The organism is Pseudoalteromonas piscicida (genome assembly GCF_002208135.1).
Classification (GTDB): domain Bacteria; phylum Pseudomonadota; class Gammaproteobacteria; order Enterobacterales; family Alteromonadaceae; genus Pseudoalteromonas; species Pseudoalteromonas piscicida_A.
Map to the genome: position 1 here is coordinate 3,608,824 of NZ_CP021646.1, position 16,750 is coordinate 3,625,573.

At 44.4% G+C, this 16,750-nt stretch carries 7 protein-coding genes and 1 pseudogene; 2 read left to right on the forward strand and 6 right to left on the reverse strand.

Translation table 11 applies throughout. The features are described 5' to 3' along the window. Positions 1 to 24: 24 nt before the first annotated feature. A pseudogene (locus tag B1L02_RS16590) lies at positions 25 to 1,211 on the reverse strand (NAD(P)/FAD-dependent oxidoreductase). A gap of 544 nt (positions 1,212 to 1,755) precedes the next feature. On the opposite strand from B1L02_RS16590, the gene B1L02_RS16595 reads away from it, so the two are divergent. Then, positions 1,756 to 3,906 carry a S8 family peptidase gene (locus tag B1L02_RS16595; RefSeq protein WP_088531910.1) on the forward strand — a complete coding sequence of 717 codons (2,151 nt, stop codon included), beginning with the start codon at positions 1,756 to 1,758 and terminating at the stop codon, positions 3,904 to 3,906. Positions 3,907 to 4,999: 1,093 nt separating this feature from the next. Here B1L02_RS16595 and B1L02_RS16600 read toward each other — a convergent pair. The 4 genes from B1L02_RS16600 to prlC all read right to left on the reverse strand — a co-directional run bounded on the left by B1L02_RS16600 (position 5,000) and on the right by prlC (position 11,232). Further along, positions 5,000 to 6,922 carry a methyl-accepting chemotaxis protein gene (locus B1L02_RS16600; protein WP_088531911.1) on the reverse strand — a complete coding sequence of 641 codons (1,923 nt, stop codon included), beginning with the start codon at positions 6,920 to 6,922 and terminating at the stop codon, positions 5,000 to 5,002. Between the two features lie 162 nt (positions 6,923 to 7,084). Next, positions 7,085 to 7,840, reverse strand: coding sequence for a class I SAM-dependent methyltransferase (locus tag B1L02_RS16605; RefSeq protein ID WP_088531912.1), 756 nt, complete (start codon positions 7,838 to 7,840; stop codon positions 7,085 to 7,087). A 74-nt stretch (positions 7,841 to 7,914) separates the two neighbouring features. Further along, positions 7,915 to 9,066 (reverse strand): response regulator, encoded by a 1,152-nt coding sequence (locus B1L02_RS16610; protein WP_088531913.1) that lies wholly within the window; start codon positions 9,064 to 9,066, stop codon positions 7,915 to 7,917. Between the two features lie 126 nt (positions 9,067 to 9,192). Beyond that, entirely contained in the window at positions 9,193 to 11,232 is a 2,040-nt protein-coding gene (gene prlC / locus B1L02_RS16615) for an oligopeptidase A (protein ID WP_088531914.1), read from the reverse strand. Positions 11,233 to 11,400: 168 nt separating this feature from the next. Here prlC and gorA point away from each other — a divergent pair, with 168 nt between their 5' ends. After that, positions 11,401 to 12,759, forward strand: coding sequence for a glutathione-disulfide reductase (gene gorA, locus B1L02_RS16620; protein ID WP_088531915.1), 1,359 nt, complete (start codon positions 11,401 to 11,403; stop codon positions 12,757 to 12,759). Between the two features lie 77 nt (positions 12,760 to 12,836). Here gorA and B1L02_RS16625 read toward each other — a convergent pair whose 3' ends face one another. Then, entirely contained in the window at positions 12,837 to 16,592 is a 3,756-nt protein-coding gene (locus B1L02_RS16625) for a two-component regulator propeller domain-containing protein (RefSeq protein ID WP_088531916.1), read from the reverse strand. Positions 16,593 to 16,750: the final 158 nt, after the last annotated feature.

A 16,750-nucleotide genomic window follows, 5' to 3' on the forward strand; every position in this document is an offset into this window, starting at 1 on the left:
CTTCGGTTTAATTATAAGAAATCGCTAACAAGCCTGTCCGCATGCCCAACCGGAGCTCCAAGCATACTGAAAGTTATAGCCCCGAGCCATCCGGTGACATCGGTAACTTCGCCGATAAAGTACAGGCCTTTTTGTTTTTTAGCTTCGAAGGTTTTTGAGCTTAGTTCGTCGGTATCTACACCACCTAACGTAACCTCTGCGGTGCGGTAACCCTCTGTTCCATTTGGTTTTATTTTCCAGCTAGTGAGGGTTTCGGTGAGTTTTTCAATCTCAGTGTGGCTGAGTTGGTTGGCATTTTTATCTGGGATGCTGCCGTCGCTGATTAAAGCTTCAATAAAGCGCTTTGGTAAGATGGTCGAAAGCAGGTTCTTCAGGCTCTTTTGCCCTTGCTCACTGCGCCACTCATGAAGTTGTGCTTGCACATCTAAGTCTGGTAGTAAGTTAATATTAACAAACTCACCGGCTTTCCAAAATGAGCTGATCTGCAACACTGCAGGGCCAGATAAGCCTCTGTGAGTAAAGAGAATATTTTCTCTAAATTGGATATCGCTTTCGCTGGTCACTAGACTATCTACGCTAATACCAGACAAACCATCAAAGCGTGCTTTGTCGTGATCATGGAGTGTAAATGGCACAAGCGCTGCCGTGGTTGGTAATACCGTTAAGCCGAATTGCTCCGCTATTTTGTAGCCGATTGGCGTCGCACCAAGTTTTGGCATGGTTAAGCCACCAGCGGCGATCACCACTGACTCGCAGTTGAAGGTTTGAGTTGTGGTTTTGACTAAGTAGCGACCATCGGTTTGATGCTCAACCGCTAATACTTCTTGACGTAAATGGAGTGACACGCCCGCCCAGTCACACTCGGTAAGAAGAATATCGACAATGTCTTGCGCACTATTGTCGCAAAACAACTGCCCAAGCGTTTTATGGTGGTATGCAAGGCCATGGCGGTCTACCAGTTCAATAAAGTCATGTTGGGTATAGCGGCTCAAGCACGACTTTACAAAGTGTGGGTTTTTACATAGATAGTTAGCAGGTGAAGCATTTTCATTGGTAAAGTTACAGCGGCCACCGCCACTGATCAAAATTTTACGACCAGGTTTTTTCCCCATATCAACCACTGCAACTTGTCGCCCTCGGTATCCTGCCTGTGCAGCACACATCAATCCTGCAGCACCTGCGCCGATAACGACTACCTCTATTTGTTGCATAAACTCACTCAACTCTTTATCTAAGATTTCTACACCAGTCGCTTTGCCAACAGTTTAGCTTTAAACGACAAAATCGTGACCAAGCGAAAATTATACCTAGATTCTTCATCTAATCACAGCTGCAAATACCAGTAGCATTCAGCCTGCATTTTAAACACTTGTAAACATCATGTCAGAAATATTATTTTTCAAGCACCAAAAACCAACAATATACAACTAGAAAAAACATAAAAATCCACACTTTAGTACCAATACTGAGTCCACCCTAGTAGCCACAAATGCTTCACAAAGTTACAAACACTATTTTGTTTACAGTCATTTACAATGTAACTGAAATTTATTCGGATACTCACAAAAATGAAAAATATCAACTAAAAACAATACAGTAAGAATTTTATATAGCTATCTATCCGTCCACATATAACTAAAAAATTAGTGCAAATAACAAAACAGCGCTTTCTTTTTTTTAACTAGGAGTTTACTTTCACTGACCATCAGCTTTTTGTTAACAGCTGAACAACAAGTTAGAAACTAGGGAAACATTATGACAATCAATAAAAACTTTAAGCGCGCAGCACTAAGCGTCGCGGTGAGTGCATTATTCACTGCAACAGCAGTTACAGCCGCACCAGCACAATCAATCGGCCAAGATGCAGCGCTTGCAGCAACGGCACAAAAACTATCATCACAAAGCACGCTTGGTACACAGTTCATCATCAAGTACAAAGATGCTAGTTCGCAAATGATGGGCCTTTCAGCTGCGGATCTTGCTCCTGCTAAAATGCAACAACGTGCAGAAAGCTTTGTACAAGCCTTTAAGAGCAGTAAAGCGAGCGCTCGCGCTCAGTACGTACGCCCAATGGCACTTAGCAATCACCACGTTATGCGTGCTGACAAAAAGCTTTCAGCAAAAGAAGCACAGGCGTTCATGAGCGAAGTGATGGCTTCTGGTAATGTTGAATACATTGAAATTGACCAAATGCTAAAACCATTCGCAACGCCTAACGATCCTCGTTATAACGATCAATGGCATTACTACGAAGCTGCTGCTGGCATTAATGCCCCTGCTGCATGGGATAAAGCAACGGGTCAGGGCGTTGTTGTTGCCGTACTCGATACAGGTTATCGTCCGCACCTAGATTTGAATGCGAATATCTTACCTGGCTATGACATGATCTCTAATACCTTTGTTGCTAACGATGGTGGCGCACGTGACAACGATGCTCGTGACCCTGGTGATGCAGTCACTCGCGGTGAATGTGGAACTGACTCTTCAGGTCAACCTGTACCACGCGCAGATCAAAACTCAAGCTGGCATGGTACGCACGTAGCGGGAACAGTTGCCGCGGTAACAAATAATGGTGAAGGTGTAGCTGGTGTTGCTTACGACGCTAAAGTGGTACCTGTACGTGTTCTTGGTAAATGTGGTGGTTTAACTTCTGACATCGCTGACGGCATCATTTGGGCATCTGGCGGCTCTGTATCTGGTGTACCAGCAAATGCCAACCCAGCTGATGTTATCAACATGAGTTTAGGTGGTGGTGGAGCATGTAGCGCAACGACACAAAATGCTATCAACCAAGCGCGTAACAACGGTACGGTAATTGTTATTGCAGCAGGTAACGACAATGATAACTCAGCAAACTACAACCCAGGTAACTGTAATGGCGTAGTAAACGTAGCATCTGTAGGTCGTGATGGTAGCCGTGCTTACTACTCAAACTATGGTGCAAACATCGACGTTGCAGCACCGGGTGGCGCTCAAAGTTTTGCTGATGATCCTGAAGGTATCTTGTCTACGCATAACTCAGGCTCTGGTGCACCTTCAAATGATAGCTACCATTACTCACAAGGTACGTCTATGGCGGCACCTCACGTTGCGGGTGTTGCTGCGCTAATCAAGCAAGCAAAACCATCTGCTACGCCTGACGAAGTAGAAACTATCTTGAAAAACACTACACGTAGCTTCGCTGGTAGCTGTTCAAACTGCGGTACGGGTGTTGTGGATGCAGCCGCTGCGGTAAATGAAGCTTTAGGCGATGTTGTCACACCACCTACAGGTAATACGCTTGAAGATGGCGTAGCAAAAACAGGCTTAAGCGGTGCGGCTGGAAGCAATCAATTCTTCACTTTTGACGTACCTGCTGGAAAAACCAATGTAACCTTCACGATGAGCGGTGGAACAGGTGATGCTGACCTTTATGTAAAACTTGGCAGTCAACCAACTTCAGGCAGCTATGACTGTCGCCCATATGAAGGCGGTAATGCCGAAGTTTGTAGCTTTGACGCACCTCAAGCTGGTACATACCATGTAATGATTAACGGCTATAAAGCTTATTCAGGCGTAAGTTTAGTTGCGGCAACTTCGGGTTCTAGCACCGGTGGTCCACAAGCAGGTGGCGGTACAATTGAAGATATTTCAGCTTCAAGCGGTCAGTGGGTTCACTACACAATCGAAGTACCTGAAGGTATGAGTGACTTCACCGTGAAAACATTTGGTGGCTCAGGTGACGCTGACTTATTCGTTAAGTTTGGCTCACAGCCAACAGCAAGCAGCTATGACTGTCGTCCATATGAAGGTGGTAACACCGAGACTTGTGTAATCACTAATCCGCAAGCGGGTACATGGCACCTAAGCATTAATGCTTACCGTACGTTCTCGGGTCTAACGTTAGACGCGCAGTACAAGCCATAAGCAAAATTTAGTAGGCTCTGATTGAGCCTTCTTTCCCCAACGAGAGGCCGCATTTGCGGCCTTTTTTAATTGTTTTGTAGAGTGGTTTCAGCTTACAGTAGTCGAGATAAATCTCGACCTACAAAACTCGCTGGTGGGAGCGAGTTTACCTCGCGATCTTTTACCTGCTCGCCGCGTGAAGCGGCTCCGACGTTTTAGCTTATGCTGTCGAGATAAATCTCGACCTACGGCACTCGCTGGTGGGAACGAGTTTACCTCGCGATCTTTTACCTACTCGCCGCGTGAAGCGGCTCCGACGTTTCAGCTTACAGTAGTCGAGATAAATCTCGACCTACGGCACTCGCTGGTGGGAACGAGTTTACCTCGCGATCTTTTACCTGCTCGCCGCGTGAAGCGGCTCCGACGTTTTAGCTTATGCTGTCGAGATAAATCTCGACCTACGGCACTCGCTGGTGGGAACGAGTTTACCTCGCGATCTTTTACCTACTCGCCGCGTGAAGCGGCTCCGACGTTTCAGCTTACAGTAGTCGAGATAAATCTCGACCTACAAAACTCGCTGGTGGGTGCGAGTTTACCTCGCGATCTTTTACCTACTCGCCGCGTGAAGCGGCTCCGACGTTTTAGCTTATGCTGTCGAGATAAATCTCGACCTACGGCACTCGCTGGTGGGAACGAGTTTACCTCGCGATCTTTTACCTACTCGCCGCGTGAAGCGGCTCCGACGTTTCAGCTTACAGTAGTCGAGATAAATCTCGACCTACGGCACTCGCTGGTGGGAACGAGTTTACCTCGCGATCTTTTACCTGCTCGCCGCGTGAAGCGGCTCCGACGCTTCAGCTTACAGTAGTCGAGATAAATCTCGACCTACAACACTCGCTGGTGGGCGCGAGTTTACCTCGCGATCTTTTACCTGCTCGCCGCGTGAAGCGGCTCCGACGTTTCAGCTTATGCTGTCGAGATAAATCTCGACCTACGGCACTCGCTGGTGGGAACGAGTTTACCTCGCGATCTTTTACCTGCTCGCCGCGTGAAGCGGCTCCGACGTTTTAGCTTATGCTGTCGAGATAAATCTCGACCTACGCCACAATGCTGATTACTGCAGACCTAAGGTGCCTCTGATCTCCCGCATTTTCTCTTTAAGGCTTTGCTGGATCTGCTGTACTTGCTCATGTGAGCTATTAACCTGACCTTTCATGCTATCCATGGCGTGGCCAAAGGTATCTAAGAGATCTGATTGCTGATTGGCAAGATCCATTGCATGGGCGGCGACTTGATTGGCGCTTTGAGCGCTCTCTGCCACACCTTCGGAATTGCGTTTCAACTCTTGTGCATGCCCAGTTTGCTGCTGTGCCTCGTCTGCCAAGGCTGAGATTTGAGTCGACACCTTGTTTGAATTATCACTCAAGGCATTTAATTGCTGGTGAATGTCAGTCAATGAAGCCTGTGTTTGCTGTGCGAGCTTTCGCACTTCATCCGCAACGACCGCAAAACCACGGCCATGCTCACCTGCGCGCGCTGACTCAATCGCAGCATTGAGCGCTAACAGGTTTGTTTGTTCTGCGATGGAGCTGATCATATCAATTACTTTGCTCACATCTGAAACACCATTTAGCAGTTCATTTAAGCTCTCTAACCCCTGCTCTACCCGCTTTTGCGTAGTCGATGAAGCGCTTAACATAGAATCCGCGTAGGACACACTTTGTGTCATCGCTTCAAAGGTGTTGTTAGCATTGTCAGCGACTTGTGCATTGATTTGATTGGCATCCGCCCCAAGCGCTCTAAGCGAGTCAAGCTGTGCTTGGTTTTGCTCCACCTGCTCAAAGGTGTCTCCTGCTTGTGCTGAGATCTGCGCTAAGTTAGTGTTCATCTCTTCCATAAAGGTATTGATCACACTAAGCATTTCAGATCGTTCGTCCGCTTCTGCTCGCTGCCTATCGATTAACTGATTAAAGTAACTCGCAATTTCCCCGATTTCGGTGTCTTGGTTTTTACTTTCGATATTGCGCAGCTCATTACTTTCGATAAGCTGCGCAAAGCCATCGCGCAATTGCCTTAACGGAGTTAGTACTTGATTAAACTGCACAAAGTACACACCACCAGCAAGGAGTACGAGTAACCCAATAGCCACACCAAACAGCATAAATACATTGGTTTTAACGTCGGCCTGCTCTGTTGTTAAGTTGGTTTCAGCTTGCAGGATATTCTCTGAGATTGCTTTAATATCACCACGCAGCGCCAACATGCCTGCTTGACGCTGTTTAGACTGCTGTAAAGTATTTTCTAAGTCGCGGGCATAACGTTTTGGCCAACTCACAAGCTCCGCTTTTATTTCTAGCGCTAAGTCTTCCGCTTCTGCGCCTAAAAATAGCTCGTCTTCGTCTACTTCACTCATTACCCCTAAGTTTTCAAGTCTGTCTATTCGCGCGGCAATATCCTGCAACCGACTTAAGCTCGACATCAAACTCTGCTCGGTCTGTTGTTCGTAAGCCATGACTAATTGATAGGTATATAAGCTCAAATTCGAGACTTCGCTAAAGTAGTCTGAGGCGAGATTAAAGTAGGACTCTTTGTCGGCACTATCTTGTGCTTTAATTGCATACTTGACGAGACTCGATGCTGAGCCTGACATTTGCCTTAGTGCATTATCCAAAAGCGCAAGTTCATTACCTGAAAGCTTGCCGAGTGCTCGGTATTTACCTGCAATGTCTTGTTGTAGTTGTGTGAGTTTAATTTTAAGTTGCTCAGCAAGCGCTGGTGGTAACTGTTCCACACTTTGCTGTAATGCTTTGATTTGTTCATCGGCTTGGCTTAAATACTGACTATCGCCCGCGCTCAAGTAATCTTCTACTGTACCTTCAAGCTCAATGATCACCGCATTTTTAACTTGATTGTAAGCGGCGTCTTGCGCATCAAGTTCAGTTAATACTTGACTCGCCCAAAACAGGCTCGCCCCAAGTAGAATACTCGCAGTGGTCAATAATATTGCCAATAGTCGAGTAAATGTAGACACGCGCATAGAATCACAACCCCTTTATCAAAATGCTCCGCAAGAGTATTAAGGATTTATGACAACTTGATTAAATCTGGTTACCTTTTCTATGCAATAGTACAAAATCATACTTTTTACGTATATCCATCTAGATATCTACTGAACAAAATTAAATCAGGTAATGATGTGCTATTTCATTGCGGCATTAACGTATACGTCAAAGCGGTTTTTCTTAGTTTTTATTTGCATACTTGGCGTCTTATCATTTAAAAATCCAGCGTAGTCTGGACGTTTTACTACTACCCTTTTTGTGGCTAACTGCAAAGCAAAAGGCAGCAGCGCATCCGCATCCAAGTCATTACCAACTAAGTCTTGGAATACGCGCATTTCTTTTTTCACTTGCGCCGATTTTTCACGATGTGGAAACATAGGATCAAGATACACCACATCCGGACGCCAATCCGCTTGCTCTAGCAAATCATGGCTAGAGCCAAACTCTAATCGCATAGTTGACGCTACCCATTCGCCAATTTCAGCATCTTGATAGGCGCGTTGCAATCCATCATATAACAGCGCCGCGACTACCGGATTACGCTCGTGTAACACAACTTTGCAGCCCATGGACGCAAGTACAAAGGCATCGCGACCAAGTCCTGCTGTCGCATCCAGTACCGTAGGCACAGCACCTTTATTTAAGCCAACCGCTTTAGCAATTGCTTGCCCTTTACCACCACCAAATTTGCGTCGATGAGCGACTGCGCCAGTCACAAAATCAACCCGAATAGCGCCGAGCTTTGGTTCATCTTTTTTGAATAATTGTAAGCCTAGTTCATCATAGACCAATTGAAACTCCGCCTCGTTAATAGTAAGGGCGGATAAATTAAACAGCTTAGTTAGCGTATCTAGGTAGGATCTGTTTTCTTCAAAAGGGGTGTGAATATACAAGCTAAGCTCCCAAGGATTACCAACCGTGGCAGTATACCCCTTTCCTTTTCTAGTGTCTTTGATTATCCAGTGACTTAAAACAGTTCAATATCAGCCTGCGACGCCACTTCGTCCTCACCCCAAGGCTTCGCTATTTTGTTTAAACTCTCTATAAGCTGCTGACGCACCTCTGTCACTTCTCCTAGCTTGTATTTTATTATAGTTAGCTCATCGCTTAAATAAGTAAAATGCTCATAGAGTTCTTGCAGTCGCTCTCGTTCGCTTGGTGCTAAGGCAGCAAGCTTGTCGCTTTCTATCACCGTCTGAAACTCAGCCACTTTGCCGCTGTAATGATCGCCAACGCCGCTTAAATGCTCGCTCAGTTCAGCAAATACTTGGCCGATATGTTCCACTTTATTGAGCGCATCTTCACTGACTTCCATATCTCTGATTTTGGCATCCGTCGCTTCTAGTATGTGCGGAAACAGATCTTTATATCGACCATAAACCGCAACATCGTCTACGGGCATATTCTTAATCAGCAAAGAAACTTTCGGATAGTTAATAATGGTCCTGCGACCAAAATCAACAAAGCGGCTGCCATCTTTGTGTTTCTCGAATAGTTCTTGTTCTATTGGTTGAATCGCCCCTTCGCTGGAGTAAAACATCGCGTCTTGGTGATACCAAAAGGCTACCGCAACCTCGAGCTCCATCGGCATAAAAAATTCTAAAAAATGAGTACTCAAGGTATTGAGATCATGCGCGTGATACGATTGCCCAACGTAGCGCATAATGCGCCCCATATCACCAGAATCGGTCATGGCAATTTCGGCTGTAGTTTGGGCACGCTGTACGTCTTGTTTGAGCTGCGAAGAGGTTTTTCTGTAGTCATCAAGTACATTAATACGCGCGAGTAACTCTTCGGCGTTAAAGGGTTTGACTATATAGTCCGCGGCACCAGCATTATAGCCCCGCATCCGCTCTGAAATATCTGCTCGAGAAGACAAAAACATGACCGGGATCTCAGTGGTGTCGTCTTGTTTTTTAAGTTGCTCACATACCTCAAAGCCCGATATACCGGGCATTTCGACATCAAGCAAGATAATATCCGGACGATATTTTTTAGCCAATCGCAAGCCTTCCTCACCATTTTTCGCATGTAATATTTTGCACGTACGAGATAGCGCCTCATCAACAATGTGATGGACGAGTTTGTCATCATCAATGGCAAGAACCAGTTTCGTCATGTGACTTTCCCTATTAATTCATATCTTTATAGAATAGTCAGAGATATTGAATTTGCTAACAAAAAGTCACACTTTCTAAGACAAAAAAAACGCCTTCATAAGAAGGCGCTTGGAGTGGAAATATAACTAGGCGGCAATCCCGCTGTGGCGTAGTAACGCATCTACTTTTGGCTCTCGACCACGGAAGCGAGTAAACAGCACCATCGGCGCTTCTGAACCACCCTTTTCAAGAATGTGATGCATAAATTCACGTCCGGTTTGCGGATTGAATATCCCTTCTTCTTCAAACTTAGAAAACGCATCCGCAGACAGCACTTCTGCCCACTTATAAGAGTAGTAGCCCGCACTATAACCACCAGCAAAAATGTGGCTAAAGCTATGCTGGAAGCGATTAAATTCAGGGGCTTTAACAACAGCGGTACGTTCACGCACCGCGTTAAGCGTTGCTTGAATTTGGCAATCTGTGTGTGGCTCAAAGTCTGCGTGAATATGAAAATCAAACAACGAAAACTCCAACTGACGTAGCATTTGCATGGCTGATTGGAAGTTCTTTGCAGCGAGTAGCTTGTCTAACATTTCTTTTGGTAACGGCTCACCGGTTTCATAGTGTCCTGAAATAAAGTTCAGCGCTTCTTCTTCGTAGCACCAGTTCTCTAAAAACTGACTTGGCAGCTCAACCGCATCCCATGCTACACCATTAATACCGGCAACTGGGGCTGCATCCACTTGCGTCAGCATATGGTGAATACCGTGACCAAACTCATGGAACAAGGTGGTTACTTCATTATGGGTAAATAGCGCAGGTTTTTTGCCAACGGCTTTATTAAAGTTACACACTAAATAAGCGACAGGAGTCTGCAGCTCACCATTTGCGCGTACTTTTCGGCCCACGCAGTCATCCATCCAAGCGCCACCACGCTTATGTTCACGGGCATATAGGTCGAGATAGAAATGACCACGCAACTCGCCGCTTTCATCATGAATAGCAAAAAAGCGTACGTCTGGATGATAAGTGTCAACGTCTTTGACTTCACTTACACGGATCCCAAACAGGCGATTTACCGTTTCAAATAAACCAGCAAGTACCTTATGCTCAGGGAAGTAAGGACGCAGTGCTTCGTCAGAAATCGCATACTTAGCTTGTTTTAACTTTTCGCCATAATATGCATAATCCCAAGGTTTTAACTCAGTTACACCGTGCTCTTTATTCGCAAAGTCACGTAGCTCTGCCACTTCTTGCTCGGCTTGCGGTTTTGACTTAGCAGCAAGGTCGTTTAAGAACTTAAACACTTGCTCTGGCGTCTCCGCCATTTTGGTTGCCAGTGATTTTTCAGCAAAACTAGAAAAACCAAGCAACTGAGCCAGTTCGTGTCGAAGCGTAAGTGCTTCATGCATAATCGCTGAGTTATCAAACTCTCCAGCATTTGGCCCTTGATCCGAGGCACGTGTTACAAACGCACGATAAGCCTCTTCGCGGAGCTTTTGGTTATCTGCGTAGGTCATCACAGGGAGGTAAGAAGGAATATCTAGAGTAAATACCCAGCCCTCTAACCCTTTGGCTTCGGCTGTATGAGCGGCAAGTGCTAAGGCAGACTCAGGTAGCCCAGCTAAATCAGACTCATCAGTGATATGCTTTTGCCATGCCTGAGTGGCATCCATGACGTTGTTGCCAAACTTTGAGGCGAGCTCCGACAGTCGCGCCACAATCTCGCCATAGCGTTTTTGCTTAGCTGGTTCAAGCGCGATACCCGATAGTTGAAAATCGCGCAGTGCGTTATCCACCGACGTTTGCTGAGCAATCGTTAAATTGCCAAACTCAGGTGACTCTTTTACCGCTTTATAGGCTTCATATAGCCCTTGATGCTGGCCACAGTAAGTCGAATATTCAGATATTAATGGTAAACACTCATCATACGCTTTGCGCAGCGCTTCGGAATTGACCACTGAGTGCATATGTGAGACTGGTGACCACATACGGCTAAGTTTATCGTCCGCCTCTTCCAGCGGTAGTACAAAGTTGTCCCAAGTATAATTCGACTGCGCTAAAACAGTGTCGATAGTTTCACGACAGTCCGCAATGGCAGATTTTAATGCTTCAACAATATGTTCAGGCTTAATTTTCGAAAAAGGAGGCAATCCTTCTAGCCCGATTAATGGGTTACTCATGGGCACGCTCTTTATTTTCTAATCTAATATTGAGGTTGAAATAAGGGTGAATGACCGCATTTACAAGTATCTGAACAGATTTTTGCTTAATATCGGTCTTCGGTTGTGCACTTGTGCTATTTAAAGTAGTAGGCTTTAAGCAAAACAAATAATTGGCGAGGAATTTTTATGGCTCAACATTTTGACTATATCGCAATCGGTGGCGGTAGCGGCGGGATCGCGTCGGCAAACCGAGCGGCGATGCGAGGTGCCAAAGTGGCACTAATAGAAGCAAAGCACTTAGGCGGTACTTGTGTAAACGTGGGCTGTGTTCCAAAAAAAGCGATGTGGCACGGTGCTCAGGTTGCTGAAGCAATTAAACTATACGCACCGGATTATGGTTTTGATGTTGAACTCAAAAACTTCGATTGGGGCAAGTTAGTGGAAAGCCGCGAAGCCTACATTGGCCGTATTCACCAAGGTTACAACAGTTACCTAGCAAAAAACGGCGTTACGGTGATTAATGGCTTTGCCAAGTTTGTTGATAACAACACCATTGAAGTCAACGGTGAGCACTACACCGCCGATCATATCAATATTACTGTAGGTGGCCGCCCTACTATTCCAAACATTCCTGGCGCTGAGCACGGCATCGATTCAAACGGTTTTTTTGAACTGAGAGAGCAACCTCGCCGCGTAGCTGTTGTAGGCGCGGGTTATATTGCGGTAGAGCTTGCAGGCGTGTTGCACAGCTTAGGCACGGAAACCCACCTATTTGTTCGTAAGCACGCTCCGCTTCGTAACTTTGATCCTATCTTGGTTGAAACCTTAACTGAGGTAATGGAAAAAGAAGGTCCAACGCTGCACACTCACGCAGTACCGAAGTCAGTAACCAAAGAAGAGGATGGTTCAGTCACCTTACACCTCGAAAACGGTGAGTCGTACACCGTAGACAAACTGATCTGGGCTATTGGTCGTGAGCCAATGACAGATCTTATCAACCTAGCTGCGACAGACGTAGAGACCACGCCAAGTGGTCATATTAAAGTCGACGAATGGCAAAACACCACAGCCAAAGGTATCTACGCGCTCGGTGATATTATGGATGGTGGCATAGAGCTGACCCCTGTTGCCGTGAAAGCAGGTCGAATGCTAGCAGAACGCCTATTCAATCCGGAATTGCCAAACGCAAAAATGGATTACGATTTAGTCCCTACCGTCGTCTTTAGCCACCCACCGATTGGCACCATTGGCCTAACGGAACCAGAAGCGGAAGAAAAATACGGTAAAGATAATATCAAGGTTTATACCTCAACCTTTGCTGCAATGTACACCGCAGTCACTCAACACCGCCAACCATGCCGCATGAAACTAGTATGCGCAGGTCCAGAAGAAACCGTAGTGGGTCTACACGGCATCGGCTTTGCTGTAGATGAAATGATCCAAGGCTTCGCCGTCGCAATGAAGATGGGCGCAACCAAAGCAGACTTTGACTCGGTAGTCGCGATACACCCGACCGGCTCCGAAGAGTTTGTTACTATGCGATAATAACTTGATTTAATTATCAAATTATCTTTTAGAAATAAAACGCGAGTCGCAGCATACTCGCGTTTCTTATTTCTGTCTTAGTTCATAGGCAGTGTAATTGAGCATATGCACCCTTTATTGGCTTCAGATTCAACCGATAGTGTGCCTTTCAGGGCAAAAACAACTAAGTTATATACGATACTCATTCCGAGCCCTGTGTGCTCTGCTGCACCTTTTTTTGTGGTATAGAAAGGCGTAAATACTTGTTCTTTTGTCTCAGCAGTCATCCCCACGCCATTATCTGAAAATGTAATGTGCAGCGCTTTGTGTGAACACTCAACTTGTACTTTAATCCATTGTTCTTCAACTTGTGCTTGGTTAATACTTGCAAACCCATGTGTAATTGAATTTAAGATTAAGTTATTGAATATCTGCGTGAGAATATTGATATCTACTTCAAAACTGCAGCTCGGACAGTCTATATATTTTTTTATATTTTTTAATCCAAGTTGCTTTTCGTACCCCTCAAATACTCGGTATAGAAACTCGCGTAATTCTATTACTTTAGACTCGGAATATAGCTGAGAGACGGAAATCTCTTTAAATTTACGTGTTAATTCGCTACAGCGATTTAATGAGCTTTCGATTAGCTTGTTGCTTTCCATCGCTGACATGATGAATTGGTTAAGATGACTTGGTGTTAATTTTTTATTCTCCATCCTTTGATGCAGAGTCTTAGTCTGATCTCCAATAATACTACTCGAGGTTAGTGCTACCCCTATTGGAGTATTCATTTCGTGTGCTACACCCGTAACTAAGTGGCCAATTGAGGCCATTCTTTCAGACTCTGCAAGTCGCTGTTGAGTTTCGAGTAAACTGTTAAGAGTACGAGCATTGTTCAGTGCGACCGCAGCGTAAGCGCCAATAGTGAGAAGAATTTGTATACTATTTTCGTCATACGCACGTTTACGCAGGCTCTGAACACTCAAGCATCCAACGACTAGATTGTTAATTTCAAGAGGTAAGTAAATAATCGACTCACATTTCGCTCCTGCAATAGGCTCGGGTCGCTTACCTAGAATTTGTGCTTGCTCTTCACCATTCTCAGCATAAAACAACTGATTGTTTGTAACACACCATGGACCTGGCCTGTCGGTTTTTCTCAATTCTAAACTACGGTAAGGTAGCTCTTGTCCATCCTCATAACTCGCAATATAATCAAGTGTTTCTTTCTCTTCATTGATAATCCCAACCAAAAACACATAGCAATCCATTATGCTCGATATATTGTTGTAAAGCTGTTTAACTACTTCTTGAACCTCCAGATGAGCGGTTAACCTCTTTCCAATCAGCCCTAGCTTCTCTATCTCCTTTGTTCGCTCATTAACTAGGTTGTTTAATCTCTGCTGCTCTTCTTTTAGCTTTTTCACCTTTACCCAGTTAAAAAGGCTATTAACAAAATAGACTAGCAATATGAATAGCGACACGAGCACAATTTTAGTACTCGTTTTTTCAAAAAACTTTCGTTCCTTAATTATCGTTAATTCCAAGCGCTTTTTACTCCACACGCCATCACTATTACTGCCTTTTACAATAAAACGATATTCTCCACCATGTAGGCGGGGGTAGGTTACTTTTCGGTTTGTACCAACGCGCCAGCTTTCATCATACCCCTCAAGCTTGTACGCGTACTGGTTTTGTGACGGCTGAAAGTAATCAAGTGCAGAAAACTCTATATCTAGCGTTTTAACATCACTGTCTATCATTAGCCTGTTAGACTCAGTATTTAACTCGTCACCGTCAGCACTTATTCGGGTAAAAACAAGTTCAGGTTCATACGAATTTCCTTCATACTGTTCTGGAAAAGAGAGAATAACTCCTTTGCTTCCTCCTCTGACGGTTAAACCGGATTCTGATTGGAAGCGACTTCCATTCCAGTGCTCCCCGATGTCCCAACCAGCTGCTTTTTTTAATTTATTAAATGTCCAGCGCTCAGTATCAATGATAAACTTACTGGTCCAAACCCTCCCACGACGATCCTGAAGCAAATTTGACCCAAGGTGCGTATTATCAAGGCCTAGCTTCTTATTTACACTGTCGAAATAATATTTTCCCGAGTTTCTTTCTATTAGTTGATATATACCATCGTCGCTTTCAACCCATAATATATCATTACTATCAATGAGTAAGCTGTTCACTGGAGCTTCGCCTAAGCCACTTGCGGTGCCTGTACGTTCGTTAATTGCTAGCAAAGAACGGTAATTTTCACTTAACTGGTACAGCCCAGTTTCAGTGCCGATCCAATATCCTCCCTGCTCATCTTTTGCCATCACGACAATACCTAGCTTTTCTGTCAGAGGCACGTTCGATAGTACCTTTGAGCCTTTGTCGTACTCCAATAACCCCCTACTACTTTTGATCAATACAACGTTATCATCACCAATAAAGACTCCTTCATAAATAACACTTTGCTCTTCGTCATTGCCAAGCACCCTCTCAAGTCGGGTCAATTCAGGGTTATAAAGATAGACGCTATCTATCGTACTAATCCATAAGTCTCCGTCTCTATCTTCCGACATACCATATATTTCAGCTTGATTCCTCGCATTAAAGAATGCATCTGATTTCACCTTGCCACTGTGAGGGGACGCCACCTGTAACTTGCCACTTCCAGAACCCAGCCATAATTCTCCGTTTTTCCTTACGGTTAATGCTAAAATATTATCAAAGCTAAGCCCCTTTCCCTTGACTGCGCTATACTTCAGTGCCCTGATAGTTTGATTCCCTCTATTCAGCTTGTTAACACCAGCCCCCCAAGTACCAACCCAAATGATCCCAGAGACGTCTTGGATCATTTCACCTATTTTGTCTAAAGATATTGTGGAGTAGTTACTGGGGTCATTGTTTAATGTTTCGAGTAGCCGCAATGTACTGCGATCTATTATGTGGATCCCATTGCCAAAGGTTGACACCCACATCTCATCATTGTGGATTTTTAAGATATCCATTACAGGTTTAGTCGTAAGTGGGCCAGTATTTGTGTCGTTAATGACGAAGTGAATGTTATTGTCATTGAGTGTTAATCTCGCAATATTATTCGCAGTACCAACCCAAAGGTATTCTTCATCTAAAAGTAGTGAACGAACATAGTACCCATTAAATTCCGGTATACTCGTTCCCGAAAAATGCTTTTCACTAACGTCAATTTTTAACCTACATAATCCGTCTTCATTTCCCGCCCACAATATTGATTCCGACTGCCAAACAACATACCTTACAAAATTGCTACTGTAGTTACTGTCACACCCTTTAACTTCAGTAATATCAAGCGTCTCTCCATTATTTAAGTCGATAATTGTAATTCCGCCTTTTGTCGCAACCGCAACGAGCCCGGAATCATGACCTGATATTTTGTACACTTTATTCCCAAGCAGCTTATAGGGGCTATCATCAGAAGCGCTTAGGTTTATGAACTTCTTTTTTTCAACATCAAAAATTGAAACGCCATTACTGTATGTCCCCAACCAGATATTATTATTAGGTGCTTGCCAAATGGTATCGACGTAATTTGCGGTCAATGAATTCTTATTATTTTGATCTTTCCTGAATAAGGTATAATCATACCCATCAAATTTCATTAAACCTTCTTGTGTCCCAAACCAAATAAACCCAGCTTTATCTTGAAAGACAGCAGAAATTGTCTTACTAGGGAAGCTTTCGGTATCCAGTCGTTCAAAGTGCAGCTCACCCATTCTGAATAGAGCTGTACTTAGATCATCGTTTGCATAAACGGGATTCTTTACTAGAGAAAAAAACAAAAGAGAGAAAATAAAAGGTTTACAGATCGATTTCATCACTAACCAATTAAAAAAGGCATTATTTTCTTACTACTTACTATAAGAAAAATAAAAACCACCATTATGGACAAAGCTGCATCTTGCACCTTTTCGCTTAACTCACTATCAACCTTTAATAGAGGAGGATAATTTACTCATACAAGACACTGATTCTG

Excerpts from the sequence above, each read along its gene's own strand:
- gorA (WP_088531915.1), top strand. The coding sequence starts at position 11,401 with ATGGCTCAACATTTTGACTATATCGCAATCGGTGGCGGTAGCGGCGGG.
- prlC (WP_088531914.1), bottom strand. The coding sequence starts at position 11,232 with ATGAGTAACCCATTAATCGGGCTAGAAGGATTGCCTCCTTTTTCGAAA.
- B1L02_RS16625 (WP_088531916.1), bottom strand. The coding sequence starts at position 16,592 with ATGAAATCGATCTGTAAACCTTTTATTTTCTCTCTTTTGTTTTTTTCT.
- B1L02_RS16600 (WP_088531911.1), bottom strand. The coding sequence starts at position 6,922 with ATGCGCGTGTCTACATTTACTCGACTATTGGCAATATTATTGACCACT.
- B1L02_RS16595 (WP_088531910.1), top strand. The coding sequence starts at position 1,756 with ATGACAATCAATAAAAACTTTAAGCGCGCAGCACTAAGCGTCGCGGTG.
- B1L02_RS16610 (WP_088531913.1), bottom strand. The coding sequence starts at position 9,066 with ATGACGAAACTGGTTCTTGCCATTGATGATGACAAACTCGTCCATCAC.